The organism is Nocardiopsis sp. NPDC006938 (assembly GCF_042869555.1).
GTDB lineage: Bacteria > Actinomycetota > Actinomycetes > Streptosporangiales > Streptosporangiaceae > Nocardiopsis.
On sequence record NZ_JBIAGA010000008.1, the window covers coordinates 141,430 to 166,027 of the forward strand.

The 24,598-nt window shown below is 71.7% G+C and carries 18 protein-coding genes; 11 read left to right on the forward strand and 7 right to left on the reverse strand.

Going from position 1 to position 24,598, the window contains the following annotated elements; translation table 11 throughout:
* Positions 1 to 82 precede the first annotated feature (82 nt).
* The gene (pyrE, locus tag ACFYL4_RS14660; protein ID WP_387518718.1) at positions 83 to 616 is read right to left on the reverse strand and encodes an orotate phosphoribosyltransferase; all 534 of its coding nucleotides are present in this window, start codon (positions 614 to 616) and stop codon (positions 83 to 85) included.
* 69 nt (positions 617 to 685) lie between these two features.
* On the opposite strand from pyrE, the gene cutA reads away from it, so the two are divergent.
* Genes cutA through ACFYL4_RS14675 form a run of 3 tightly spaced genes read left to right on the forward strand, consistent with a single transcriptional unit; the run spans position 686 to position 2,296 of the window.
* Complete coding sequence (gene cutA, locus ACFYL4_RS14665; protein WP_357767757.1) at positions 686 to 1,027, forward strand: divalent-cation tolerance protein CutA; 342 nt, start codon at positions 686 to 688, stop codon at positions 1,025 to 1,027.
* The gene (locus ACFYL4_RS14670; RefSeq protein WP_387518720.1) at positions 1,024 to 1,593 is read left to right on the forward strand and encodes a hypothetical protein; all 570 of its coding nucleotides are present in this window, start codon (positions 1,024 to 1,026) and stop codon (positions 1,591 to 1,593) included. Before cutA ends, ACFYL4_RS14670 begins: the two co-directional genes overlap by 4 nt.
* A 46-nt stretch (positions 1,594 to 1,639) precedes the next feature.
* Positions 1,640 to 2,296 carry a GNAT family N-acetyltransferase gene (locus ACFYL4_RS14675; RefSeq protein ID WP_387518722.1) on the forward strand — a complete coding sequence of 219 codons (657 nt, stop codon included), beginning with the start codon at positions 1,640 to 1,642 and terminating at the stop codon, positions 2,294 to 2,296.
* On the opposite strand, the gene ACFYL4_RS14680 is transcribed toward ACFYL4_RS14675, so the two are convergent.
* From ACFYL4_RS14680 to ACFYL4_RS14690, 3 genes are all read right to left on the reverse strand, one after another.
* Entirely contained in the window at positions 2,293 to 2,847 is a 555-nt protein-coding gene (locus ACFYL4_RS14680; RefSeq protein WP_387518724.1) for a hypothetical protein, read from the reverse strand. The two genes, ACFYL4_RS14675 and ACFYL4_RS14680, sit on opposite strands and share 4 nt — an antisense overlap.
* Before the next feature lie 512 nt (positions 2,848 to 3,359).
* Positions 3,360 to 3,809 carry a hypothetical protein gene (locus ACFYL4_RS14685; RefSeq protein ID WP_357767745.1) on the reverse strand — a complete coding sequence of 150 codons (450 nt, stop codon included), beginning with the start codon at positions 3,807 to 3,809 and terminating at the stop codon, positions 3,360 to 3,362.
* 350 nt (positions 3,810 to 4,159) lie between these two features.
* A complete protein-coding gene (locus ACFYL4_RS14690) occupies positions 4,160 to 4,915 on the reverse strand; it encodes a hypothetical protein (protein ID WP_357767742.1) in 756 nt (251 codons plus the stop codon).
* 230 nt (positions 4,916 to 5,145) lie between these two features.
* Here ACFYL4_RS14690 and ACFYL4_RS14695 point away from each other — a divergent pair, with 230 nt between their 5' ends.
* The 6 genes from ACFYL4_RS14695 (at position 5,146) to ACFYL4_RS14720 (ending at position 16,553) form a co-directional block, all read left to right on the forward strand.
* Positions 5,146 to 8,046 (forward strand): sigma-70 family RNA polymerase sigma factor, encoded by a 2,901-nt coding sequence (locus tag ACFYL4_RS14695; RefSeq protein ID WP_387518727.1) that lies wholly within the window; start codon positions 5,146 to 5,148, stop codon positions 8,044 to 8,046.
* A gap of 210 nt (positions 8,047 to 8,256) precedes the next feature.
* Positions 8,257 to 10,002 (forward strand): NYN domain-containing protein, encoded by a 1,746-nt coding sequence (locus ACFYL4_RS14700; protein WP_387518729.1) that lies wholly within the window; start codon positions 8,257 to 8,259, stop codon positions 10,000 to 10,002.
* A gap of 26 nt (positions 10,003 to 10,028) precedes the next feature.
* Entirely contained in the window at positions 10,029 to 10,598 is a 570-nt protein-coding gene (locus ACFYL4_RS14705; RefSeq protein WP_357767733.1) for a hypothetical protein, read from the forward strand.
* Between the two features lie 778 nt (positions 10,599 to 11,376).
* Positions 11,377 to 13,932 (forward strand): ribonucleoside-diphosphate reductase subunit alpha, encoded by a 2,556-nt coding sequence (locus ACFYL4_RS14710; protein WP_387518731.1) that lies wholly within the window; start codon positions 11,377 to 11,379, stop codon positions 13,930 to 13,932.
* Between the two features lie 109 nt (positions 13,933 to 14,041).
* A complete protein-coding gene (locus ACFYL4_RS14715) occupies positions 14,042 to 15,124 on the forward strand; it encodes a ribonucleotide-diphosphate reductase subunit beta (RefSeq protein ID WP_357767728.1) in 1,083 nt (360 codons plus the stop codon).
* A gap of 235 nt (positions 15,125 to 15,359) precedes the next feature.
* Entirely contained in the window at positions 15,360 to 16,553 is a 1,194-nt protein-coding gene (locus ACFYL4_RS14720) for an acyl-CoA dehydrogenase family protein (RefSeq protein ID WP_387518733.1), read from the forward strand.
* A 40-nt stretch (positions 16,554 to 16,593) separates the two neighbouring features.
* On the opposite strand, the gene ACFYL4_RS14725 is transcribed toward ACFYL4_RS14720, so the two are convergent.
* Entirely contained in the window at positions 16,594 to 16,920 is a 327-nt protein-coding gene (locus tag ACFYL4_RS14725; RefSeq protein WP_387518735.1) for a CU044_2847 family protein, read from the reverse strand.
* A gap of 162 nt (positions 16,921 to 17,082) precedes the next feature.
* Between ACFYL4_RS14725 and ACFYL4_RS14730 the strand changes: the two genes are divergently transcribed.
* Positions 17,083 to 17,283, forward strand: coding sequence for a DUF397 domain-containing protein (locus ACFYL4_RS14730; RefSeq protein WP_387518736.1), 201 nt, complete (start codon positions 17,083 to 17,085; stop codon positions 17,281 to 17,283).
* 49 nt (positions 17,284 to 17,332) lie between these two features.
* Here the strand turns inward: ACFYL4_RS14730 and fxsT are convergent, their stop codons facing one another.
* Both fxsT and ACFYL4_RS14740 read right to left on the reverse strand, forming a co-directional pair.
* The gene (gene fxsT / locus ACFYL4_RS14735; protein WP_387518738.1) at positions 17,333 to 21,250 is read right to left on the reverse strand and encodes an FxSxx-COOH system tetratricopeptide repeat protein; all 3,918 of its coding nucleotides are present in this window, start codon (positions 21,248 to 21,250) and stop codon (positions 17,333 to 17,335) included.
* 241 nt (positions 21,251 to 21,491) lie between these two features.
* Positions 21,492 to 23,384 (reverse strand): serine protease, encoded by a 1,893-nt coding sequence (locus tag ACFYL4_RS14740; RefSeq protein ID WP_387518740.1) that lies wholly within the window; start codon positions 23,382 to 23,384, stop codon positions 21,492 to 21,494.
* A 289-nt stretch (positions 23,385 to 23,673) separates the two neighbouring features.
* Here ACFYL4_RS14740 and ACFYL4_RS14745 point away from each other — a divergent pair, with 289 nt between their 5' ends.
* Positions 23,674 to 24,402, forward strand: coding sequence for a FadR/GntR family transcriptional regulator (locus ACFYL4_RS14745; RefSeq protein WP_387518742.1), 729 nt, complete (start codon positions 23,674 to 23,676; stop codon positions 24,400 to 24,402).
* Positions 24,403 to 24,598: the final 196 nt, after the last annotated feature.

Sequence of the window (24,598 nt, forward strand, 5' to 3'; positions counted from 1 at the left end):
GCGGCCCGCCGGTCCTACCGCCGCCCCGCCCGGAGCCCGCCCCGCGACGGGACGCGAACGCCCCGCCCCGCGGAACCGGTCCTCACACGGCCAGGTCGGACACCTCGAAGACGGGCCGGTACTCCAGGCCCTCCTCCTCCAGCCGCTCGCGCGCGCCCCGGTCGACGATCAGCGCGACCGCGACGACCTCCGCACCCGCCTCACGCAGCGCCTCCACAGCGGTCATCACCGAACCGCCGGTGGTGGAGGTGTCCTCCAACGCCAGGACACGGCGCCCCTTCACGTCCGGACCCTCGATCCGCCGCTGGAGACCGTGCGCCTTGCCCGCCTTGCGCACCACGAAGGCGTCCAGCGTGCGGCCGCGCGCGTGCGCCGCGTGCAGCATCGCGGCGGCCACCGGGTCGGCGCCCAGGGTCAGACCACCCACCGCGTCGAACTCCAGGTCCTCGACGGTGTCCAACAGGACCGAGCCGACCAGCGGCGCGGCCTCCCCGTCCAGGGTGATCCGGCGCAGGTCGACGTAGTAGTCGGCCTCCTTGCCGGAGGACAGGGTCACCTTCCCGCGCACGACCGCCTTATCGTTGATCTGACGCAGGAGTTCATCACGTTCGCTCATGACCAGTGAGCCTAGAACACCGGGTGGGGCCGCGCGGACCAGGCCCGCTCCGCCCTAGTTGGGATGACCATGCAGGAGCACACCGGGGCCTACCGGGTGGAGACCACCGTGGACAGCAGAGAGGGCGCCGAGGAGGTGGCCCGGTCCGTGGTGGGACGGCGGCTGGCCGCCTGCGCGCAGGTGGGCGGGCCCGTCTCCAGCTTCTACCGCTGGGAGGGCGAGGTCCGGGCCGACCAGGAGTGGACGGTGGTGATCAAGACGCGGGCCGACCGCCTCGACGACCTGGTCGCGCACCTGGTGGCCACGCACCCCTACGACGTCCCGGAGGTCGTCGCCACGCCTGTGACCGGCGGAAACCCCTCCTACCTGGCCTGGGTGCGCGACGAGACCCGCGGGGGCGGCCCCGCGTGATCACCGTTCTCCTCCCCCCGGGCCTCGGGACGCCCTTCTCCCTCCCGAGCGCCGCCGACGTCCTCACCCGCCCGGTGTTCCCCCGGATCACGGACGACGTCACCGCCCCCCACGCCGCCCGCTACGTGGCCCGTGCCAGCCTGGAGATCAGTCGGCTGGTCGGCGACCGCACCCCCGTCGTCCTCGTCGCTGAGGGCGACGGCGGCCCCCTCCTGGGCGCGGTGGGCGCGGCCCAGCGCTCCGCGCACCGACCGGTGCTCGGCTACGTGCTGGTCGACGCGCCCCTGCCACAGCCGGGCAGCCCCACCCGCGCCGACCTGGCCCGGAACCAACTGCTCACCGGTGTGCCCGCCCGGGAGGGCGAACCCGCCGCCTACCGGTCCGAACGCCTCCCCACCGTCCCCGACTGGCCGGACGCCCCGTGCGGCTACCTGCTCACCGACCCGGCCCACGCGCACCCCGCGCACCTGGCCGGGATGCGCGGTTGGGTGGTCCGTGACGCCACGGGGAGCCGGGCCACGGCCTCGGTGGAGCTGGCGGCGCTCGTCACGGCCCTGGTCAGCTGACCGAAACCCGCGTGACAGGCGCGGCGGGGGCCCGCAGAATCGGGGCATGATCGCAGACCACTTCCCCCCGGCGGGGCTTCGGCTGAACACCCCGCGCCTCCAGCTGAGGATGCCCTCGGACCAGGACCTGTCCGAGCTGGCGGACGCGGCCCTCGCGGGGGTCCACGACCCCGCGCACATGCCCTTCCTCACCCCGTGGACGGACCAGCCGCCCGACCGTCTGGCGCTGGCGGTCGTCCAGCACAACTGGGCCACCATGGCGGCGTGGACCCCGCAGAAGTGGACGTTCAACGCGGTCGTGGTGCACGAGGGCACCGTGATCGGGGTCCAGGACCTGGCGGCGAGCGACTTCGGAGTGGCCCGGCAGGTGAACACCGGTTCGTGGCTCACACGGCGGTACCAGGGGAGGGGCCTCGGCAAGGAGATGCGCGCGGCCGTGCTCCACCTGGCCTTCGCCGAGCTGGGGGCGGTGGCCGCGTTGTCGGAGGCCTTCGACACCTCGGTCGCCTCACGCGGGGTGTCGCTCGGGCTCGGTTACCGGCCCGACGGCACCAACCTGGTCGCGGTCCGGGGCGAACGGGTCGGCGAGACCAGGTTCCGGCTGACCCGGGAGGACTGGGAACGTCACCGCACGGTCCCCGTCGAGGTGGAGGGCCTGGAACGGTGCCTGCCGTACTTCGGACTGGGCGAGCTCCCCGCCTAGGCGGTCACACGTCGTTGGCGCGACATCCACACCACGCCGCCGAGGCTGCCCAACAGCATGCCCGCGCCGGTGACGACGCCGCTGACCAGGGGAACCCACGCGGGGTGGCCGGTCAGGGCCATGACGAGTCCGGTCGCGCCGAGGAGCGAGGCGTACCCGGCCACGACCAGGATCTCCCGCTGCTTCCAGTGCCAGGCCAGCGGGAAGAAGTGCAGGCCGACGACCAGGGCCACCCAGGCCACACCGGCCTCGTCCGGGACGGAGTCGAGCCTGCTGATGGTCATCGCGCCGCCGACGATCAGGGCGACCTCGACCATGGTGACCACCCCGAAGAAGGCGCCGAAGCTCGGCTTGGGGGAGCCGTCGTCCTCGGACGGGGCGCTCCCGCGCATGGCGAGCACCGCCAGGACGACGATCGCGACCGCCGCGCCCACGGCCAGGACCCGCACCGCGAGGGCGGCCGCGTCGGGCAGCGGGGGGCCGCTGTTGACCAGCACGAACACCAGCCCGAAGAAGGCTCCGACGAAGAACCCGGAAAAACGTGAGAACATTCCCGGAATTTACCAGGGGACGATGCGATCAATGGCACCCGCACGATTTCCGTGACGCAAGGTGATTTCGGTATCGCTTTGTGTTGGAGTTTCGTCGCGTTTCCCGAGTGTGTGGGTAGCGAAAGTCGATCCGAAACGGCCGGGGACGGGCGCGTGAGGACGTCATTCATGGAGAACCGGGTTCCGCCGCTCTCCTTGTGCGTGTCGGCCCGGAGTCCGTCTTCCACGCTGGGAAACGCCTCGGGTGCGCTGCTCTGTTCGGTTCCACCGTTCCGTATTCGGTGGTGAGGCGGTCGCCGCCCTGACCCGCGACCTCCATCTTTCGTGGATAAGCCGATCTTCCTGAGGATCTCCGTCTGTCGGAGCTCGGACCCGTCTTCGACGGGCTCTCGTGTCATTTCCTCTGTCCTGCGTGCCTGGAGGGCGGACGAACTCTTTCCCGTGCTGGAGGAGGCCGTGGCACGTCCACCCGTCGGGTTCCGGGCCGTGCCGGTGCGGGACGGCGCCCCTTCTCATTCTCGCGGGGTGGCGATCGCCCTCGCCGCCGCCTCGATCCTCTCCCGGAGCCACACGGGGGTGTTCTCGGGGCTGCGGGGGTGTTCGAGAAGGTCCTCGTAGTAGTCGACGGAGTCGGGTCGCGGGCGGCTGAACTCGACTTCGCGGTCGAAGTTGTAGGTGACCGAGAACGACGAGGGCGGAGTGAGTAGGTACCGGGCGGAGAACCACGTCCCCCTCCCGGGCGCCCACATCCCGGAGCGAAGCTCCCTGAACGCGGAACTGAGATCGATCGGGGTGCTGACGTGTGCTTCGGAGCCGTCGGCGACGACGGCCCTTGTCCACATCTCTCCCATGTCGCCGACCATCGCGGCGGTGCATTCGACCTCCCTCGACCCGGGAGGCGCCGAGTGCAGGAGGATCTGTCCGATACGGGACAGCAGGCGGATCTCTTCTTCCTTCTCCATGGTTTCCTTCGGGGGGTCGGGGGCGGAGGGCGGACGCCGGGGGCGTCCGTCGTTCGCGGCGATTCTCCCGTGCCCCGTGGGGCGGGACGTCCCGGGACCGGACGACGAAGGGCGCGCCCACCTCCCCTGTGTGAGCGCGCCCCCGGGGCACCGCGGTGCGGTGCCCGTGTCCGTCCGACGGGCCTCGTGGGCCGCCCCTCGACTCGGGGGCCAGAGGGCCCGGGCCCGTCGGACGGGGCCGACCGCCCCGCGTACGCCCCCTCAGACGTGCGCGGCGGTCGGCGGTGCCGCGTCGGGACCGGCCCTCTCCCCTCTGGGAGGGCGGTGTGCTCCGACGCGGCGTCTGAGGGTCATTCGTCGCGGACCGCACCGCCCAGGCCGTCGATCAGGGCGGCCGCCTCGCCGTGGGTCGCGGGCAGCGGCACGGACCAGACGGCGGCGCCGTGCTCCCAGCCGATCCCCGACCGCAGCTCGTCGAGCTCGGTCCTGAGCGCCGGGACGTCCCGCGCCACGACCGCGATCCGGCCCCGGCTCACCAGGCACAGCGACTCGCCCCGGGTGAAGAAGCGGCTCAGCTCGTGCCCCAGGACGATCAGCCGGGCCGCGCGCCGCCAGGGGTCGAGGGCGGGGTCCAGGGACACCACGACGAGGCGGTGGTCGAACGCGGCCGGGACCGTCTCCTCCGCGCTCCGGTAGAGCTCGCGGACACGGGTGCGCAGGTACGACGCGTTGGCCAGCCCGGTCAACGGGTCCTGGCAGGTGTCCCGGCCCCGGCCGCCCTCGACCCAGCCCTCGGCCAGGGCCCGCACGAGGGAGAGCGGGACGTGCCCCCAGCCCACGACCTCGCCGAAGGCGGCGAGGTCGGCCAGGGCCCGGCCGACGTCCACTCCCGAACGGGCCCGGGCCTCCCCGAGCCGGGAGCACGCGTCGACGAGGTCCTCCCCGGACGTGTGCGCCTCACAGACGGCGTCCACGGAGGGCGTCCACCAGTCCTCGGCCGGGCCCCATCCCCGCTCCGCGCTCCGGCGCCCCCACGGCGTCCGTAGATCCCGGGCACGGCGCACCACACGGCCCCGTGTCCCGGCTCCCACATCGGTCTCGCGCATGGCATCGCTCCCGGTCGTCGTTTGGCCAGGTGAACGAAGGTGGGCCCGCGCCCCCGCGGTGGGCCCCCTCCGTTCGCCCTCACCCCAATCACGGAGATCGGTAGCGGCTATGACGCGGATACGAGATATTTTTTCGAGCACGTGATGCCCCGACGCCGAACCCCTGCCTCCCGAACCCCGGATCTGGCTCGCGGCGGGGGGATACGGGACCACGAGGGAAAGGGCGCGGTGTGACCCACGCCGAAGGCGAGCACACTGAGACACTCATCGGTGACGCGGAGATCATCGAACGGGTGAAGGCCGGCGACAACGCCGCCTACGGCACCCTCTACGAACGCCACGCGGGAGCCGCCCGGGGCCTGGCCCGCCAGCTCCTACGGGGTGAGGCCGAGGTCGAGGACGCGGTGGCCGAGGCGTTCACGAAGGTGCTCAGCGTCATCCAGCGCGGCGGCGGACCCAGCGACGCCTTCCGCCCGTACCTGCTCACGGCGGTCCGCAACGCCGCCTACGACCGGGGGCGGGGGGACCGACGCCAGGTCGTCACCGACGACATGGAGACCTACGACTCCGGCGAACCCTTCGTCGACCCGGCGCTGGAGGGCCTCGAACGCTCGCTGATCGCCCGCGCCTTCCTGTCCCTGCCCGAACGCTGGCAGTCGGTGCTGTGGCACACGGAGATCGAGGGGGTCAAACCCGCCGAGGCCGCCACCATCCTCGGGATGAACGCCAACGGTGTGGCCGCGTTGGCCTACCGCGCCCGGGAGGGTCTGCGCCAGGCCTACCTCCAGATGCACCTGGCGGGCGGGGGCGCCGCCGAGGCCTGCCGACCCACGCTCGGCCTGCTCGGCGCGTACGTGCGCGGCGGCCTGTCCAAGCGCGACACCACCAAGGTCGACCGGCACATGGACGACTGCGGGGACTGCCGCGAGGTGTACGCGGAGCTCATGGACGTCAACGTCGGCCTGCGCGGGATCGTGCTGCCGCTGGTGGTGGGTTTCGGGGCCACGGGCTACCTCACCGTGACGCCGGGCGGCGCCGCGACCGGGGCCTGGTGGAACCGGATGTCCCGGCGCCAGCAGCAGGTCTCCGCCGGGGCCGCCGCTGCCGCGGGCGTGGCCGTCGCGGTCGCGCTCGCCCTGGTGGGCGGAGAGGGCGTGCCGCCCTCCGACCCCCCGCCGGTGGCCGCTCCCCAGGAGGACGCCCCGGCCGCCGGGAACCCGGCGGCGCCCGCCGACCCGCCCGCCCAGGGCCCGGCCGACCCCGCCGACCCCGCCGACCCGGCCCCGGCGGCGCCCGCGCCCGATCCGGAACCCGTGCCCTCGGTGCCCGCCGACGTCCCCGCCGCCTCGGTGCCGGAGCCCGCCCCCGAGCCGGAGGAGCCGCCGGCGCCGGACACCCCCGACGCCCCGCCCGCCCCGGAGGAGCCGGACGCGCCCGAGGCGCCGCAGGACCCCGGCCCCGTGTTCGCGGCGGGCATCGACCCGGTCGGCTCGCTGGTCCCGGGCAGTGACGGGATCATGGTCCTCGACGTGCTCAACACCGGCACGGCCACCGCCGGTGACGTACTGGCCGCGATCACCCTGCCCCCGGGGGTGGAGATGGTCTCCTCGGGCGGGGCCGGGAACGCGGTTCCCCTGGCGGTCGGTCACGGCGACTGGGGCTGCGCGGCGGGCAGCGGCGGCGGCGAGTGCGTACGCACCGGTATGGCGGAGGGGGAGAACAGCACCCAGTTCCTCGACGTCCGGGTGGCGTCCGACGCCGACGTGCACGTGCCCGCCAGCGTGGTGATCTCCTCGGGTGAGGCCAGATTCGAGGCGGTCGGGGAGCGCGGGGTGACGCCGGACGGCATCGCCGCCCGCTACGCGACCGCCGGGCAGGTACGCACGGAGACCGTCGGCAACGCCCTGTTGACCTGCACCGAACCCGAACCGCCGAAGGGCGGGTGGCCCTGGCCGTGGTGGGGGTGGCCCGGCGGCGGCCAGGTGGCCCCTCCGGACGGGCGCACCACCGCCCGGGACGGCCGGGTGGACCCCCCGCCGGACGCGGACCTGCGTCCGGCCCCGGCGGACGCCGACGAGCCCGCCGCGCCGGGTTCCGGTGGGGGCGGGCTCGGCGACCTGCTCGGTGACGCCCCGGGAGGCTCCTCACCCGAGCCGGAGGAGGAGGAACCGGGCGCCCCCGAGGGCGATGGGGGCGGCGAGGGGGCCGAGGGCGGTCACGGCGGCGGGCCGGAACCCGAGGTGCCCTCCGACCCCTCCGGTTCCCCGGAACCCACCGACCCCGGATACACCGACGAGGACGAAGAGCACGCGGAGCAGGCCCCGGGGGCCTGCGCCGACGCCCGCCAGCGGATCGGCGACCGGCTCGACAACGACAACTGGGTGATGGCCCCGCTCGACCGCGACCTGGACCCCACCACCACCTCGTCCAGCTCGGCGGTCTGGGAGCTCCCCGAGGGCGGCGCGGTTCGCTGGGCCGGGCTGTACTTCTCGGCGGCGGGGGAGCCGGCGTCGCCCACCGCGCGGGTCAAGGGCCCCGGTATGGCCGCCTACACCACCGTCACCGCCACCGACACCCGCGTCGCCGACCTGCCCGGCTACCGCGCCTACCAGGCGTTCGCCGACGTCACCGCCCTGGTGCGCTCCGCTGGCGGCGGCGAGTGGTGGGTCGCCGACGTCCCGGCCAGCGAGGGCAGGGGCGTGCACGCCGGTTGGAGCCTCGTGGTGGTCCTGGAGGACCCGTCGGTGGAGGGCTACCACCAGGCGATGGTGCTCGACGAGACCACCGCGGTCTTCCAGGACGACACGGGGGCGCGCTTCCCGGTGTCCGGCCTGTTGCCGGAGTCGGTCCCGGCCCGGTTCGACGTGGTGGCCTGGGAGGGGGACGCCGACCTCGGCGGAGACCGGGTGATGGTGGGCGGAACCCCGCTCGCGCCGACCGGTGGGCACGGGAGCGCCGACAACGTCTTCGTGGGTTCCGCTCGCGGGGCGGTGGGCGATCCGATGGCGTTCGGGACCGACGTCGCCCGATTCGACGCGGTTCTCGGGCGCGAAACGGATATCCGAATCCCGTCCGGCCAGGACGCGGTGGTGGTCGGGGTCGTCGCTCTCACGGCTCCCATGCGCACCTGAGCCCGGTGGTCGGGATGCCCCTTCCGTGGCCCTTCCGGGCCTGGTGGGGCATCCGGGGGGACGCGTGCGACCCCGAATCCCCTCCCGTGGGTAGTCGCCGAGTCACTTTCGGTGTCCGTCGATGGCACGCAAAACGAGACAGACTTGGCTAGGCTGTGCCCCGGTCATGGATATGGCCCCAGAGATCGACAGGGAAGGGGGCGGTGTCACGTGGACCGCTGCGCGTTGTTCGTCGACGCGGGATACCTTCTCGCCGACGGTGCGATGGCCGTGCACGGAACCCGTAACCGGGACTCCGTCGCCTGGGACTACTCCGGTCTCGTCCAGTTCCTCAACGAGGTCGCCCGGGACCGCACGGGGCTGCCGCTCCTGCGCTGCTACTGGTACGAGGCGATCGCCGACGACCGGCGGGCCCAGGAACAGGACGGCATCGCCGACATCCCCGGCATCAAGTTCAGGGCCGCCCGGATACGCCCGGGCCGCCGCGAGGGCGTGGAGAGCTACGTCCAGCGCGACCTCACCACCCTGGCCCGCACCGGGGTCCTGTCCGACGCGGTCCTGGTCAGCGGCGACGAGGACATGGCGCCCGTGGTCGCCGACGTACAGGACATGGGCGTGCGCGTCACCGTCGTGCACATCTCGGTCGAGGGCAACTGGACCATCTCCCGCGCCCTGCGCCGGGAGAGCGACGACCTCATCGAGATCGGCGCCGGTCACCTGCGCCCGCACGTCAACCTCCTCTCCGGCGGCGGCTCCACACAGGAGACCGCGGCCAAGACCACCACCCCCTTCGCCAACGGCCGCGGCCGCTCCGCCAACGAGCCCCCGCGCGCACCCGAGGCCCCCCAGCCCCGCCAGCCCGCGACGGCCCCGTCCGGCGGCAACGGCCGGCCCGAGTCGGTCACCGCCTCCACCGGCGGCCTGGAGGCGATGTTCGCGGGCACCGGCGGACAGCCCGTGCCCCAGGGCAGCGCCATGGAGCAGTTGCGCGCGATGCGCCGCTCGATAGCGCAGCAGCGCGGCGTCGACCACCTGGCCGGGCCCGGAACGGAGGGCTCCCCGGGCGGGGGCATCGACGCGAACGGTTTCCCGTCCGGCGGTCAGGCACCGCCCGGTGTGAACGGCAACGGTTCCTACCCCGGCGCCTCCGGGGCGCATCCCGCCCCGAACCCCGCCGCGGCGCAGAACGGCCACGGGCCCAACGGCCAGGGCGGCTACCCGCCCTCCGGCACCGGCGGGCACCCTTCCATGCGCGGAGCCGACCCGGGCGCCTTCGGCCTCCCCGGCAGACCGGGTCAGGCGCCGCCGCAGGGTCACACACTGACCGGAGCCCAGCCCGCCTTCACCAACGGAACCGGGCCCCAGCCGTCCTTCAACGGCACGGGCCCGCAACGGTCCTTCGACGCGGGGACCGGGCCCCAGGCCTCCTTCGCCGACCTCCAGCAGGGGCCACCGCAGAGAAACGCGGCCCCGCCCGGCCCGGACCCGCGGTTCGGTCCCGGTGAGGAACCAGGCTTCGGAGGTGGGGCGGACGCAAACCCTACCTATGGGACCAGTACGGCAACTGACACCGCGCGCCGCGGTGGCGCCGCCCCCGGATTCGGGGAACGGCGGCCTACTGGTCCCGAGTACGACAGCCGGTTCGGCACGTCTGGATACCAGGAATCCATCCCCAGTCCTGGATATGCCCAGCAGACGGGCCCCGGCACGCATACCGTTGATGACGCGGTGCATGTCGCGCACAAGGAAGGAAACGACTTCGCGGAGTCGATCGCACGTGAGGCGCCCGCCCTGTGGGTGGAGGCCGTCCTGGCCCGAAGGCCCAGGATGCCCTCCGACCTGGAGGCCAGACTTCTCCAGGGGTCCTCACTCCCGATCGACCACCTGCTGCGTGACGAGGTCCGTGACGGACTGCGCCAGGGGTTCTGGCAGGCGCTGGAGCGTGCCAGGCCCTGACCGGCACGCGCGAGTGCGAGTAGGGGATGGGGGCGATGCGGTTGACCCAGGTGACGACGGCAGAACTCGACCGGCTGGAATTCCATGCCGTCCGGTCGGGTGAGCACGGCCGGATCGCCGCCCAGCTGCTGGACCTGGCCAACCGGGTCGACGCGGGCAGTGAGGTGACCCGGGCGGAGCTGTTCGTGCGCGCGGGTGAGCAGTGGGAGATCGCCCAGGAGTTCGAGCGGGCCTGCGCCGCCTACCAGCGGGCCATGGACGACGGCGGTCCCACCGTGGTCGACGCGCACGCCCTGAGCGCCGGGGCGCTGCTCCAGCTGGACGAGCGCGAGCTCGCCTACGAACACCTCAAGCGTCTGGAGAGCGGTCACCATCCCGGGCTCCAGACCCACATCCACGTCGCCGAGGTCCTCTACGCCCACGACGACCTGGAGGGCGCGGAGCGCTGGGCCACCGCGGGCGCGCGCTGGTTCGCGCACAGGACGCTGTCGTCCTACACCCGTGACCTGTTCGAGGAGCTCCTGCGCATCCGGTTCCGCATCCGGACCGACCTGGGCCTGCCCGAGGACGATCTGGACCGCCTCCTGGACGCGTGACCCGCACGGTGCGCGCCGCGCGGGTCGGGACGCCGCCCCGCACGGGGAAGGGGCGTGCCGCGGCGGGCGACACCCCCGGGAAGTGAGCTTTCTGACGCGCCCCCGTTCCCGCCCCGCCCGGGGTCGTGATCGTCCGCCTCCGGACGCGCGGGGTCCGATTCCCGTATCCGGGCCGACCGGGTACGCCAGGTTCGGTCGTCGACCCCCGGCCTTACGACCCCGTTCCCGCGCGTCGGCAGGGCCCTGTGGCCGATCTCCGGCGGGTGTGCGGACACGTCCGCCCCGCCGACGTCCTAGGCTGGGTCCGACCCCCCACGAAGGCCCGCGAGCCCGGCCGGAGACGCCCTGTCACAGGGCGCCCGTGAGGCACTCATACCACGCTCCAGGCGTGTGTTCGACATCCGTCGATGAATCCGAGAAATCCGCGACACGCCATCATCTTGCGGTGTTCCAAGGTGGCACCCCCTAGATGTAGTATCGGGTCCCGTTGGTGGTTCACCGGGGTTCCCACCCTGGTGAAGCAGACGGGAACGACGACCGCCCGCGCCACGAGGCCCGATCGGCCACGGGAAGCGGAGATCGCGTAGGTCACCCACGGGTTCCAGGACCCGACATCAACAACGCAGACGAGGGGGCTTCGAGGGGAGTCGCCGCGACCCTCCGGTCGTGGGCCCACCCGCATCCAGTGCGATGGGACCGCCGGTGCGAGCCGCGCGTCTGCTACTCGTGAACCCCGTTCCCCGCCGGGACTCTTCTTTACCGAGGTTGGAGCCGCTGTATGACCCTTGACGTCGAGGCCGTGCCCGCATCCGTTCGGCCCGCGCCGACCCACGGCGGCGGCGCCCCCGCCGCCATCGACCGGATCGAGCACGTCGTAACCGAGGCCTGTGCGCGGCTCACCGGTGTTTCGGCGGCCAAGGTCCTCACCGAGGCCCGTCGGGGCTTCTACCCCGGGATCGCCGACTCCGAGGTCGAGCTGGCCCTGGTCATGGCCGCCCGCAGCTACGTGGAGGTCGACCCGAACTACTCCTACGTGGCCGCCCGCCTGCTGCTCGACAAGCTCCGCACCGAGGCCCTGAGCTTCGTCAGCGGCGCCCCCGAGACCGCCGGCCAGTCCGACATGGAGGACCGCTACGCCACCTACCTGTCCGCCTACGTCGGTCGCGGCATCGACCTCGGACAGCTGGACCCGGCGCTGGCGCAGTTCGACCTGGAGCGCCTGGGCAAGGCCCTGCACGCCGACCGTGACGAGCAGTTCACCTTCCTCGGCCTCCAGACCCTGTACGACCGCTACTTCCTGCACAGCGACGAGGTCCGCTACGAGCTCCCGCAGGCGTTCTTCATGCGCGTCGCGATGGGCCTGGCGCTCAACGAGGACGACCGCGAGGCCCGTGCCATCGAGTTCTACGAGCTGCTGAGCTCGTTCGACTTCATGGCCTCCACGCCCACCCTGTTCAACTCGGGCACGGTCCGCGCACAGCTGTCGTCCTGCTTCCTCACCACGGTCGGCGACGACCTCCAGGACATCTTCCACGGCATCAGCAACAACGCCATGCTGTCCAAGTACTCGGGCGGCCTCGGCAACGACTGGACCCCGGTCCGCGGCCTGGGCTCGCACATCAAGGGCACCAACGGCAAGAGCCAGGGTGTCGTCCCGTTCCTGAAGATCGCCAACGACACGGCGGTCGCGGTCAACCAGGGCGGCAAGCGCAAGGGCGCGGTCTGCGCGTACCTGGAGACCTGGCACATCGACATCGAGGAGTTCCTCGACCTCCGCAAGAACACCGGTGACGAGCGCCGCCGCACCCACGACATGAACACCGCGAACTGGGTTCCGGACCTGTTCATGCAGCGTGTGGAGGAGCAGGGCACCTGGACCCTGTTCTCGCCGGACGAGGTCCCCGACCTGCACGACAAGTACGGCAAGGACTTCGCCGAGGCCTACGAGCAGTACGAGGCCGCCGCCGAGGCCGGGCGTATCAAGGTCTTCAAGAAGATGCCCGCCGTGGACCTGTGGCGCCGCATGCTCACCATGCTGTTCGAGACCGGCCACCCGTGGATCACCTTCAAGGACCCGTCGAACCTGCGCTCGCCGCAGCAGCACACCGGCGTGGTGCACTCCTCCAACCTGTGCACCGAGATCACGCTGAACACCAGCAAGGACGAGGTCGCGGTCTGCAACCTCGGCTCGGTGAACCTGGCCCAGCACGTCGGCCCGAACGGCGTCGACGTCGAGCGCCTGCGCCGCACCGTCCGCACCGCCGTGCGCATGCTCGACAACGTCATCGACGTGAACTTCTACACGATCCCCGAGGCGCGCCGCGCGAACATGCGCCACCGCCCGGTCGGCCTGGGCCTCATGGGCTTCCAGGACGCGCTCTTCAAGATCCGCACGCCGTTCGCCTCCGAGGGCGCGGTGACCTTCGCGGACGAGAGCATGGAGCTGATCAGCTACTACGCCATCGAGGCGTCCATGGAGCTGGCCAAGGAGCGCGGTTCCTACGAGAGCTTCGAGGGCTCGCTGTGGAGCCGGGGCGTCCTGCCCATCGACTCCCTGCGCCTGCTGGCCGACTCCCGTGGCGGCGACCTCGACATGGACCGCGGCGAGACCCTGGACTGGGACTCCCTGCGCGAGCGGGTCCGGACCACCGGTATGCGCAACTCCAACGTGATGGCGATCGCGCCCACCGCGACCATCGCCAACATCACCGGCGTCAGCCAGTCGATCGAGCCGGTCTACCGGAACCTGTTCGTCAAGTCGAACATGTCCGGCGACTTCACCGTCGTCAACGACTACCTGGTCCGCGACCTCAAGGAGCGGGGTCTGTGGGACGAGGAGATGGTGTCCGCCCTGAAGATGCACGACGGCAGCCTGGGCGCCATCGACCGCGTGCCCGACGACCTCAAGGCCCTGTACGCCACGGCCTTCGAGGTCGACCCCAACTGGCTCGTGGACGCCGGTTCGCGCCGCCAGAAGTGGATCGACCAGGCCCAGTCGCTCAACCTGTACATGGGCGCGCCCAGCGGTAGGAAGCTGGACGCCCTGTACCGCCGCGCCTGGCGCTCCGGTCTCAAGACCACCTACTACCTGCGTTCGCAGAGCGCCACCCACGTGGAGAAGAGCACGCTCAAGGGCACGGACGGCCGACTGAACGCGGTCGCCTCCACCCCCGCCGCTCCCGTGGCCGCCCCGTCGCCCGCCCCCGTCGCGAGCCCGGCACCCAGCCCGGCCCCGGTGACCGAGCCGGTGGCGCCCGAGCCCGAGGACGAGTTCGAGATCGTCGACGGCCAGGCGTGCAGCATCGAGGACCCCGAGTGCGAGGCCTGCCAGTAACGAGGGGCCCCGGGGCGCCCGCCGCACCGGCGGGCGCCCCCGCTCCCTCGCGCCCCCTCCTCTCCCCGAAGACGACCCCGGCCCGACCGGAGAACGGAAAAGTTCGAGCATGACCGCGGTTTCCGAGAACAGCGCAGCGGCCACCAGCGGCCTCGGCGAGATCGAGCGCGACGCCGAGCGCGTCAACGTCGACGACAAGTCGATGATCAACGCCCGTGCCGACGTCAACCAGCTGCTGCCCCTCAAGTACACGTGGGCGTGGGAGAAGTACCTGTCCGGGTGCAACAACCACTGGATGCCCACTGAGGTGGCGATGCAGGCCGACATCGCGCTGTGGAAGTCCAAGGACGGGCTCACCGAGGACGAGCGCCTCATGCTCAAGCGCAACCTCGGCTTCTTCGCCACCGCGGAGTCCCTGGTCGCCAACAACATCGTCCTGGCCGTGTACCGCCAGCTCACCAACCCGGAGTGCCGCCAGTACCTGCTGCGCCAGGCCTTCGAGGAGGCGGTGCACACGCACACCTTCCAGTACATCTGCGAGAGCCTCGGCCTGGACGAGGGCGAGCTCTTCAACATGTACCGCGAGGTCCCCTCGATCACCGCCAAGGACGCCTGGGCGCTCAAGTACACGCAGAACCTGGAGAACCCGGAGTTCCGCACCGGCACGCCCGAGGCCGACCAGGCCTTCCTGCGTGACCTGGTCGCGTTCTACGTGATCTTCGAGGGCATGTGGTTCTACACCGGCTTCGCGCAGATCCTGTCGCTGGGCCGCCGCAACAAGATGGTCGGCATCGCCGAGCAGTACCAGTACATCCTGCGCGACGAGTCGATCCACCTGAACTTCGGCATCGACGTGATCAACCAGATCAAGATCGAGAACCCGCACCTGTGGACCGAGGAGTTCCAGGCCGAGGTGCGGCAGATGCTCACCGACGCCTGCGAGCTGGAGGTCGCCTACGGCCGCGAGACCATGCCGCGCGGCGTGCTGGGCCTCAACGCCGAGCTGTGCGAGAAGTACATGCACTTCATCACCGACCGTCGCGCCGAGCAGATCGGCCTCGCCCCCATCTTCGGCGAGACCGAGAACCCGTTCCCGTGGATGTCGGAGATGATGGACCTCCAGAAGGAGAAGAACTTCTTCGAGACCCGAGTGATCGAGTACCAGACGGGTGGCGGCCTGGACTGGGACTAGGTCCTTACCCGGGAGGACACGCAGTCCCTCCCTCCCGACGGCCCGGGGCGGGCGCGCGCCCCGGGCCGTTCGCGCGCCCGGGACCGGGGCGCCGAGGCGACCGCCCGGGCGGGGAGCAGCGCCCGACCGCTTCCGGTCAGACGCTGACCGGAGGGGGCCAGAACCGCAACCACGCCGCTCCCGGCGCGTCGAAACCCCATGCGACCAGGAGGTTCCTGGCGCGGAAGGGAAAGGCATGGAACGGCACTTCGGGGACGGACGCCACGACGAGCTGCGGGCGCGGGTCCGCGACTTCGCGCTGAGGGAGGTCGGGCCCCGGGTCGCGGCGATGGAGCGCGACCGTCGCGTGGACCACGAGCTCTCCCGGCTGATCGCCGAGCAGGGGTGGATCGGGATCACCGTCGACCCGGCCTACGGCGGGATGGGGCTCGGGCACCTGGCGAAGACGATCGTGATCGAGGAGATCGCCCGGGTCAGCGGCGCGATGGGCGCCATGGTGCAGGCCTCCCAGCTGGGGGTCGCCAAGATCGTGCACTTCGGCGACGAGGCGCAGCGCGTCACGTGGTTACCGGAGGTCGCCGCGGGGCGCTGCCTGCCCACCATCGCCGTCACCGAGTACGGCTCTGGCGGGCACGTCCTGGGGATGACCGCCAGCGCGGTGCGCGACGGCGACGACTACGTCCTGAACGGGCAGAAGGTGTTCGTGGGTAACAGCCACGTCGGTGACCTGCACGGGGTGGTGGTCCGCACGGGACCCGGTTCGCGGGGACTCTCCGCCTTCCTGGTGGAGTCCGACCGTCCGGGGTTCTCGCTCGGTGACCACCGGGGCACCATGGGCCTCCACGGTTTCAGCTTCGGCGAGCTGGTCTTCGAGGACTGCCGGGTGCCCGCCGCGAACCTGCTGGGTGCGGAGGGGGACGGACTGTCGGTGGCCTACTCGTCGAGCGTGCTGTACGGGCGGGCCAACCTGGCGGCGGTGGCCCTGGGCATCCACCGGGCCCTGGTCGAGGAGACCTGCGCCTACGCGTCGGAGGTCCTCCGCTACGGGAAGCCGCTGGCTGAGGTGCCGTCGGTCAAGCTCAGGCTCGGGCAGATGCAGTCCCGGCTGATGGTCGCGGCGCTGTCGCTCTACCACGCGGTCTCCTTGCTGGACCGGGGGCGGCCCTGCGACAACGAGCTGATCAACGCCAAGCTCGTGAACGTGGAGTACGTCCTGGACACCGCGCGCAACGCCATGGAGGTGCACGCGGCTCAGGGGCTCTACACCCACCGGCCGATCGAGCGCTACCTGCGGGACGCCCACCACGTCTTCGCGCCCGCCGGGACCTCGGACGTGCAGCTGCTGCGGTTGGGGGAGGCGGCCCTGGGGACGGACCGGGGTCAGTGGTCCGCCCGTCTCTCCGATCGGCTGGTCGCCGGGGCCGGCTGACCCGGTCCCGGGCGGGTGCGCGTGGCGGCCGGGCCGGACGCTACGCGCCGGTCCCGCCGTGCTCCCAGGTCATCTTCACCTTGAAGGAGGACTCGGCGGCGCCCCTCACGACGAACACGTCCGCCTCGGTGCTCACGCTGACCCCGAACTCGATCTCGGTCTTGGTGGGGCCGAACTCCCGCGGGTCGAAGGACCCCAGTTCCCTGGAGACGGCGGCGGCGACCTGGCGGACGCGGGAGACGACCGCGTCGAGCCGGCGGTCGCCGGTGACGGTCCCGCCACGGGAGACCGGCTGGGCGCCCGTACGACGCACGGGAACGGCCTCGATGCTGATCACGGCGTCGTCGTCGGTGCGAAAATCAATCACATTGCTCACTGTGACCCCAGTCTTCGATCATTCCTGATACCGATTAATGCGGTGTTGTGGACCAAAGGTTAAAATGTTGGAGGATGTCCCTGATTCGACTACACAACGGTGCCGTGCGTGGTGAAGAGATGGTGGGCCCTGACAGTTATGACCGGGCGAGGAATGGCCAGTTCTACCTGGCGGGACGGACGTGACGGCACCGGGTGGCGCAAGTCGTCCTGGTCGGAGCCCAACAATGGTTGTTGCGAGGCCTCCCTGAGGGAACGGGGGCGGGTGCTCCTGCGTGACTCGCAAAACCCCGACCGGGGCTTCCTCCGGTTCGACCCCGAGGAGTGGCTGTCCCTGGTGGCGAGGGTGCGCTGACGCCACCCGGGGGACGGCGGTGGACCGCCGCCCCCGTGTTCCGGGGTGGTCAGCGTGCGACGGGGGAGACCTCGCAGTCGTGCCGTTCGAAACCGTTCATGCTGGTGACGAACGTGTGATCGGGGCCGAACCGGACCGCGTACCCGTTCCGCAGCTCCGTCCAGGACTCCTCCACGTCCTCGCCCAGAGCCTGTCGGCTGATCAGCAGGTTGCGTCGAATCACCCACTGTGAGGGGTGGTCCTCGGGCAGTACCTCCTGGCAGAGTCGCTCGCTGGCCTGGTCCTGGGCCAACGCCTCCTTCAGCCGCCCGAGGGCGAACAGGTCGTTGCCGAGATTGATCTCCACCGGGGCGAAGAGCATGGGGTTGTCCCCGTGCGTCTCGCGCAGTTTGCTCAGGGCCAGCCGGTCGAGTTCGAGGGCCTCGGCGTGGTGGCCGGCCAGCCGGAATACCAGGGCGGCGTTGGCCCGGGCCACCCACGGGAAGACGTGCCGTTCCGAGTACGTGGTCTCCACCGCGTCCAACAGGGCACGGGCGGTCCGCTCGGCCTCGGCCAGCTCGCCCCCGAAGGCCAGGTTCACCATGTGCACGTTCTGGAAGTACAGCATCGAGCGGGCCGTACCCGGGTACCAGCGGGCCTGCGCCTCCCCGGCCCCCTCGGACAACTCCAGCGCCCGTTCGTGCTCGCCCCGCCTCCGGTGGATCAGCGAAAGGGACAGCGGGATCTCCATGGAGTGCACACTGCCGTCCGCCTCGGTGGCCTCGAACCTGCGCTGGGCGTCCTCCAGGGTGGCCCTGGCCTGGTCGAGGCGGCCCAGCTCCAGCTGGCTGACCCCGACGGACAGGCGGCTGCGCAGGGTGGGGATGCCGTTGGGTCCGAAGACGTAGGTGCGCTGTTCGAGGTTGCGCTCGTCGATCTCCAGCGCCTCCCGGAACCGACCGGCGATCCGCAGGGAGTAGGCGAGGTCGTGGGCCGAGGACAGAGTGCTCTCGTCCTCCTCACCGTTCCGGCTCACCCTGATCCGGTGGATCTCCTCGTACATCCGCCGGGCGTCCTCGAAGTGGCCCAGGTTGGTCAGGGCGACCGCACTGGCGCGGTGGGCGTCCAGCGCCTCCTCGCTCTCGGACCCCTCCAGCTCCACCTGCTCCGCGTGCATCGCCCTCGCCTCGGCCAGGGCGGTCACGTTGTCGCCGCGGCTGCTGAGGATGCGGTTGCGCATCAGCTGGACCTGGAACCGCTGGGCCGGGTCGTCGTACCAGGCCCCGATGGCGTGGTCGGCCAGCTCCAGGGCGGCGATCGGGTGCCGGGTCTCGATGAGGTAGAGGATGACGTTGCGGACCAGTCCGCGCACCTGCGGGTCGTGGCTGCGCCAGGCCTCGGAGGCCCGGACGTGCGTGAACAGCAGCTGGTACTCGTCCCAGTTCTGCGGCCGGTCGGGGGCCAGCGGATCGCTCTGGGCCAGCAGCCGGTGGGTGAGGTCCTGGTGCCGCACCCGCTCCTCGGTGCTCAGGGTGCTGCGGACCACGGCCTGGAAGGTGCCGTGCAGCTGGAAGGTGTGCTTGGTGCGGTCGAACTCGGCGAGGCTGTGCCTGCTCACGTACCTCAGCACCCGGGACAGGTACATCTCGTTGCCGAGGAGCCGGGACAGCGCGGGGTCGGTGCTCAGGCCCCGGGCCCGGTGGAACAGTGTGCGCGGCAGGGGGCGCGGGGCGAAGAAGGAGCACAGCTGGATGAACTCCCGCACCATCCGTTTGAGCTCGCGTTCGGGTTCGTTGCTGCGCCGCAGGTCGTCCAGTTGTACGTTCCAGGCGGCGGCGAGCGGGACGGGGTAGGTACCCTCCGGCTCCACGTGGTCGAGCAGGTCGGCGAACTTCTCCTGGAGGAGTTGGAGGAAGTCCTCCGCGCTCATCAGCGAGTCGCGCAGGTAGGCGCCCATCTGGGCCAGGCCCAGAGGGAGGTACTCCAGCTTCTCGGCGATGTCCAGGGCGGTGGTGTCGTCCTCCAGGCCCTGGGCGCAGACCTTGCGCAGTAGCGCCACGCTCTCCTCGGGGGTGAGCTTGGGGACGACGATCCCGTTGCTGCGTCCGCTGGAGAGCCACGTCTGCTCGCGGGAGGTGACCAGCACGCTGCCGGGGCCGTTCAGGGGGATGTTGCGCACCCCAAGCCGACTCAGGTCGGTGAAGTCGTCGAAGATCAGCAGCCAGCGACCGATCTCCGGGTCGTCCTCCAGAGCGTCCCGGACCCGTTGGGAGGTGACGCTGGGGCCGCCCGCCTCGTCCTGGATGCCCAGGTACCGGCCGAGCGCGGCGTAGGACTGCTGTACGTCCGTGTCGTTGTGGGAGGGGAACCACCAGATGAGGTCGTAGTCGTCCCGGTGCAGGTGGGCGTACTCGGTGGCGATCTGCGTCTTGCCGATGCCGCCGCCGCCGCACAGGAGGAAGGTGCCGGGCCCCTCGGCCTCCTCCAGGGACTCGTGGATGCGCCCGAGGACCAGCGCCCGCCCGGTGAAGTGCAGGTTGGTGGGCGGGACTCCGCCGAACCTGGCCATCTGCCGTGTGCGCTGGTGCCGTGGCTGACCGCCGGTGCCCCGTCCGATCTGGATGGGCTCGGAACCGTACGGCTCCCTGGCGGTGGAGGGCGTGGACGTCTCGGACACGGCGGCGCTGGGTTCCTCTCGTGGAAGGGGCGGGGGTCGGCGGTGGCGCTTGCGGAGCTTGCGGGGCGGCGGTTCCGTGACGGGGGCCGGGTCGACCGGCCGACCCGTCGGCCCCGGTCCCGGCACCGGATCGGGGACGCGCGCGGCCACGGGGGCCGACGGCGCGTCGCCGAGGGCGAGGCGGAGCTGGTCCGCGAACCTGCGGTACTCGCCGGGCATCTCGGACAGGGCGGGCAGCATCGCGCGCGCGAGTTCCTCCTCGCCCTCCAGGGACTCCGGCGTCACCTGGGAGACCCCGCTCTCGATGCGGGACAGCCACTGGTAGACCCGGGCGTGGTCCTTGAACTCGATGCCCAGGGCGTAGAAGACCGCCCGCATCGCGCTCAGCTCGCCGTCGCGGCTGAGGAGCTCGCTCCGGGCCCCCGAACGGAACCGCAGGGCCGCGCTCGCCGGGTCGTTGAGCGCTCCGGGCACGTGGGTCGGGTCCATCAGGTCGCTGCCGAACACCTCGGCGATCTCGGTGATGGCGGCGCGCTCGTCGCGCGGGGCCTGGGGGATGCTCCGCTGGATGACCTCGGCGACGGGCAGGTTCACGGGCGCCTGGGCGAGCCGGACGGCGAGTTCCCGGGCCCCGGCCGAGGAGTGGGTGAGGAACTGGGTCACCGGTTCGGCGTCGGGTCCGCGCACCGGTCGGCGTGGGGCTCCGATGGCCCACACGTCGGCCTCCCAGCCGCCCGCCGGATCACGCAGGGCCCTGGCCCAGGCGGTGATCGCTTCGGGCGAGCACTCCAGGACCGGCGCGGCGCGGACCACTCCTGGGGGCGGTCCGGGGTCGGCGGGGTCCGGGGGCGTGGCGGGCTCCCACGCGTCGGGCGCGTTGGGCGCGTGCCCCGTCCACGACATCGGCTGGGTGGTGATCGGTCCCCGGGCCCAGGACCCGCGGTCGAGCAGGTGCAGGAGCGCGATGGACACCCGTTCGCCCAGCGCGGCCAGCCAGGTGCCCACACGGGGCTGGCGCCAGGCGCGGTCGTGGGCGTCGGTGACGACCAGCGCGCTGGTGACCTCGGGGGGTAGTGGGCAGAGCAGGGGCCAGGGCGCCGCCCGCTCGGCCTGCGGGGGCAGGTAGCGGCCGGGGGCGAAGGGCACCACGGGCAGGTGCGCGGTACGTGCGGCGCGGGAGAGCGCGGTGACGGTCCGGTGGTGGAGGTCCATCAGGGGGGAGACGTCCATCAGGATGGCGGAGGGACCACCGGTCTCGGCGAATTCGAGCAGCGCGTGGTGGTACTTCTGCGTCAGATCATCCTGAGGCATTCGTCTTTTCCGCCCTGTGGCGTCAAGAAGCAGGCTCCGGCGAGAGGCATTCTTCGGCCGAAGGATGCCGGACCATTCCACGCTAGCATATGCGTGCGGAACGGAGTTCGAGATGCGTCCCGAGCTGTGGTCGTTTCCTCCGATTTCGGTGTTATGTCAGGTCTTTCCTGTCGTGGGTCCCCTGCGTGAGTTATTGCTCCGTGTGAAACTTGTTCACGTTGCCGAAGATCCCGATCACCTCTCATGGGTGCGGCCTGGTGAGCACGCTCTGGAGCAGCTCGTCGCCGAAGTCGTCCTGGACGAGGGCCACGCTCCGGCCCTCCGGGTGGGACCACGACCGCTTGCGCAGGTGGTCCGCGAGCGCGGCCACCCGCACCCGTGCGTCGGGCGCCTGTTCGAGGATCTCCTTCACCAGGGCGGCCACCTCGGCCCTGGGGCCGCGCAGGATGGTCGGGATGCCCTGGAGGATGACCGCCTCGTACACGTGTCCGGCGTCCGGGTCGTCGGAGTCCACGACGCAGACCGTGTAGTCGTCGTTGGTGAGCACGTTGGCCAGCTCCGACACCTCCTGTTCCCAGGTGCGGAGGAGGTTGTGCGGTCCGATGGTCCCCTGGCGCGCCTGCCGCTGCGAACGGTCCTGCCACTGGCCCGGCATCCAGGTCATGAAGTCGGGGTCCAGGACGCGGTCGCGGATGTGGTAGACGATCTCGTGCAGCGCGCCCAGGTGCGGACGGATCGCGGCGGAGTCGTGCGGCAGCGTGGCCTGGCCCAGGTCCAGGTGGAGGAGGTTCTTGGGGAGCAGGACCCGCAGCCGCAGCGGGCGGCCGTTGGCCGGCACCAGGCGGTTCATGGAGACGTCCCTGATGAGCGCCCCGATCTGGTCGCAGATCTGTTCCTCGCGCACCAGCCGGGTGTCCTGCGGGCGCAGATCGTAACCGCTCCCCACGTGGTAGGCGACGCTGTGGGACAGCTGGTAGCCGTCGCTCACCTGTTCGAGCTCGAACAGCACCATCGTCTCGGGCTGGGGCGCGCGCTTCGGCGCGTCCGCCCCGGGCGCGCCGTTCCGGTCCGCCAGCCGCTCACCGGTCCGGCCGGTCCGCTGGTCGCGCTGCTCCTTGAGGGCCTCCTCCCAGGTGCTTCCGAGACCGAGACCGTCGGCCTCCTCGCCGATCCACCGCCAGACCACGGGCGGGACGATCCGGCGCGAGCCCCGTAGTTCCCAGAACACGTGGTGGACCCAGGCCAGGTGCAGCGGGGGCTCGCCGCGCGGCGACACGTGGTCCAGCAGCGGGACGAACACGTCCCACGCGTTGGTGAGCGCGCCGTGCCGCTGCCGGGCCCGGCGGAGTTCGAGGGGGCTCAACAGGTGTTCGGGGGGCGCCTGGTCGACGGAGACCGACTCCAGGGTGTCGTGCAGGCTCTCGTAGGTCTGGCGGCCGCACAGGGCCTCGACCGCCAGCCGCTCCAGGGTGACGGGCTCCCCCACCCCGTCGCGCGCCCCGACCATCTCCTCCACCGGGAGGAAGAAGCTGATGCCGGAGTCCCGGCGGCCGTCGTCGAGGGTGTGCTGCACGATGCCCACGACCTCGCCCGATGCGCCGCGCACGGCGCATCCGCTGAACCCGGGGGAGATCTGTGCCGCGTGCGGATGCGGCGTGAGCACCTGGTGGGAGTGGTCGGTGGGCCCGCTCATACCCTCGTAGGACAGCTGGGCCGAGAGCGAGCGCAGGTCCATCGGGTAGCCGACGGTGGTGAGCGGCTGCCCCCGTTCCAGGTCACGGACCCGGCCCAGGGTGGGGAACCCGGTGTCCGGCTGGCCGCGCCCTTTGGGGAACTGGAGCAGTGCGAGGTCGCGGCTGCCCGGCCCGGAGGACCAGAGCTCGGGGCTCACGAAGGCCGTCCAGGGGCGCCCGTCGAAGGAGAGCAGGACGACCGGCTCCTCCGTCCCGGGGTGGTCCGGGGAGGCGGGGTCCGTGCCGAGGACGTCCGAGACGACGTGCGCGCAGGTGACCAGGAGGCCGGGCGACACCAGGACGGCTCCCCCGACCACGGCTCCGTGCCGACCGAGCACCCGTAACTGCCAGAAGGGCTCGTTGGGACGCGGGTCGGGTGGGGGCTGGCGGGGGGTGTCCACAGTCGCGGACCTCTCTAGGTACCGGATCGTCGCGCTACCCCACAACACTTCCCCTGACGGGGCGGGGCAAATCAGGAGGGGGAGGGCGTGACCAGGAGGGGGTGGGGTTCGGTGCGACCTGTGGGAATTTCATCGCTCGATGTTTCTGGAGTTTCTTTTGTGGCTCATGTGAAAGCAGATGCACCGTGAGTTGCGTGTTCCTTTCATCCCACAGACAAACGACGGGTCGATAAGGTGAGGATAGGCCTTTTTCCGGGCGAGCGTGGGGAACACGGCCTAAGCTGGCCGGGTGATCCCTTCCCGTGATCCCGCGGCCGACGCGGTCTTTCGCCGCGTCCGCGCCGACAACGCCCTGGAGGTCACCGTCGAGCGGCTGATGTGCGCCATCAGGCTCGGTGTCGTCCCGCCGGGCGGCCGCTTCCCGGCCGAGCGCGACCTCTCCTCCCGGCTCGGCGTCAGCCGCGTCACCCTGCGCGAGGCGATCCGCGTCCTGCGCGAGCGCGGCCACGTGCGGTCCCGGCGCGGGCGCGGCGGCGGCACCTTCGTCGCCCACCTCCCCCCGAGACCCACGCCCGACGAGGCGCGGCGCGGGCTGGGCGCGCACGGCACCGCCCTGGAGGACCTGCTCGCTTTCCGCCGCACGCTGGAGACGGGTGCCGTGGTCCGGCTGGCCGAGACCGGGCTCAGTGTGGACCAGCACGACCTCCTGGACCGGCGGGTGGGGGTGGCCGCCGGCGCCGGGCCCGCCGACTACCGGCGCTGCGACACCGTCTTCCACATCACCCTGGCCCAGCTGACCGGCTCGGAGTGGACGGCCGCCGCCCTCACGGACGCGCGGATGCGCATCAACCAGCTCATGGACGCGGCACCGCCGTCCGAGGGCGGACTGGCGGCCAGTGACGGCGAGCACCGGCGGATCGTCGGTGCGGTGCGGGCGCGCGACCCCGAGGCGGCGCGGCTGGCCCTGGGCGGGCACCTGGCCCGGGTGGAACGGCGGCTACGGGAGCTGTTCACCTGAGCGCGCGGGGCCCGCGCGGGGCGCCGGTGTGACCGGGTGCGATCACTGTCTCACCATGCGGGACGATCGCGCGCCGCGAGGAGGCTCCGTATGTCCGATCAGACAAACAGCCCTCGGCGTCGATGGCCGAGTGGACAATTCTGCCTGGTCAAGAACTCGACCAGGTCTCGACCGGGTGTTGTTTCGCACACAGGGC

Bases quoted from the DNA above. Each gene is read 5' to 3' on its own strand.
- cutA (WP_357767757.1), top strand. From the start codon at position 686: ATGCAGGAGCACACCGGGGCCTACCGGGTGGAGACCACCGTGGACAGC.
- ACFYL4_RS14730 (WP_387518736.1), top strand. From the start codon at position 17,083: ATGGCCAGTTCTACCTGGCGGGACGGACGTGACGGCACCGGGTGGCGC.
- ACFYL4_RS14710 (WP_387518731.1), top strand. From the start codon at position 11,377: ATGACCCTTGACGTCGAGGCCGTGCCCGCATCCGTTCGGCCCGCGCCG.
- fxsT (WP_387518738.1), bottom strand. From the start codon at position 21,250: ATGCCTCAGGATGATCTGACGCAGAAGTACCACCACGCGCTGCTCGAA.
- ACFYL4_RS14720 (WP_387518733.1), top strand. From the start codon at position 15,360: ATGGAACGGCACTTCGGGGACGGACGCCACGACGAGCTGCGGGCGCGG.
- pyrE (WP_387518718.1), bottom strand. From the start codon at position 616: ATGAGCGAACGTGATGAACTCCTGCGTCAGATCAACGATAAGGCGGTC.
- ACFYL4_RS14685 (WP_357767745.1), bottom strand. From the start codon at position 3,809: ATGGAGAAGGAAGAAGAGATCCGCCTGCTGTCCCGTATCGGACAGATC.
- ACFYL4_RS14715 (WP_357767728.1), top strand. From the start codon at position 14,042: ATGACCGCGGTTTCCGAGAACAGCGCAGCGGCCACCAGCGGCCTCGGC.
- ACFYL4_RS14705 (WP_357767733.1), top strand. From the start codon at position 10,029: ATGGGGGCGATGCGGTTGACCCAGGTGACGACGGCAGAACTCGACCGG.
- ACFYL4_RS14675 (WP_387518722.1), top strand. From the start codon at position 1,640: ATGATCGCAGACCACTTCCCCCCGGCGGGGCTTCGGCTGAACACCCCG.
- ACFYL4_RS14690 (WP_357767742.1), bottom strand. From the start codon at position 4,915: ATGCGCGAGACCGATGTGGGAGCCGGGACACGGGGCCGTGTGGTGCGC.
- ACFYL4_RS14680 (WP_387518724.1), bottom strand. From the start codon at position 2,847: ATGTTCTCACGTTTTTCCGGGTTCTTCGTCGGAGCCTTCTTCGGGCTG.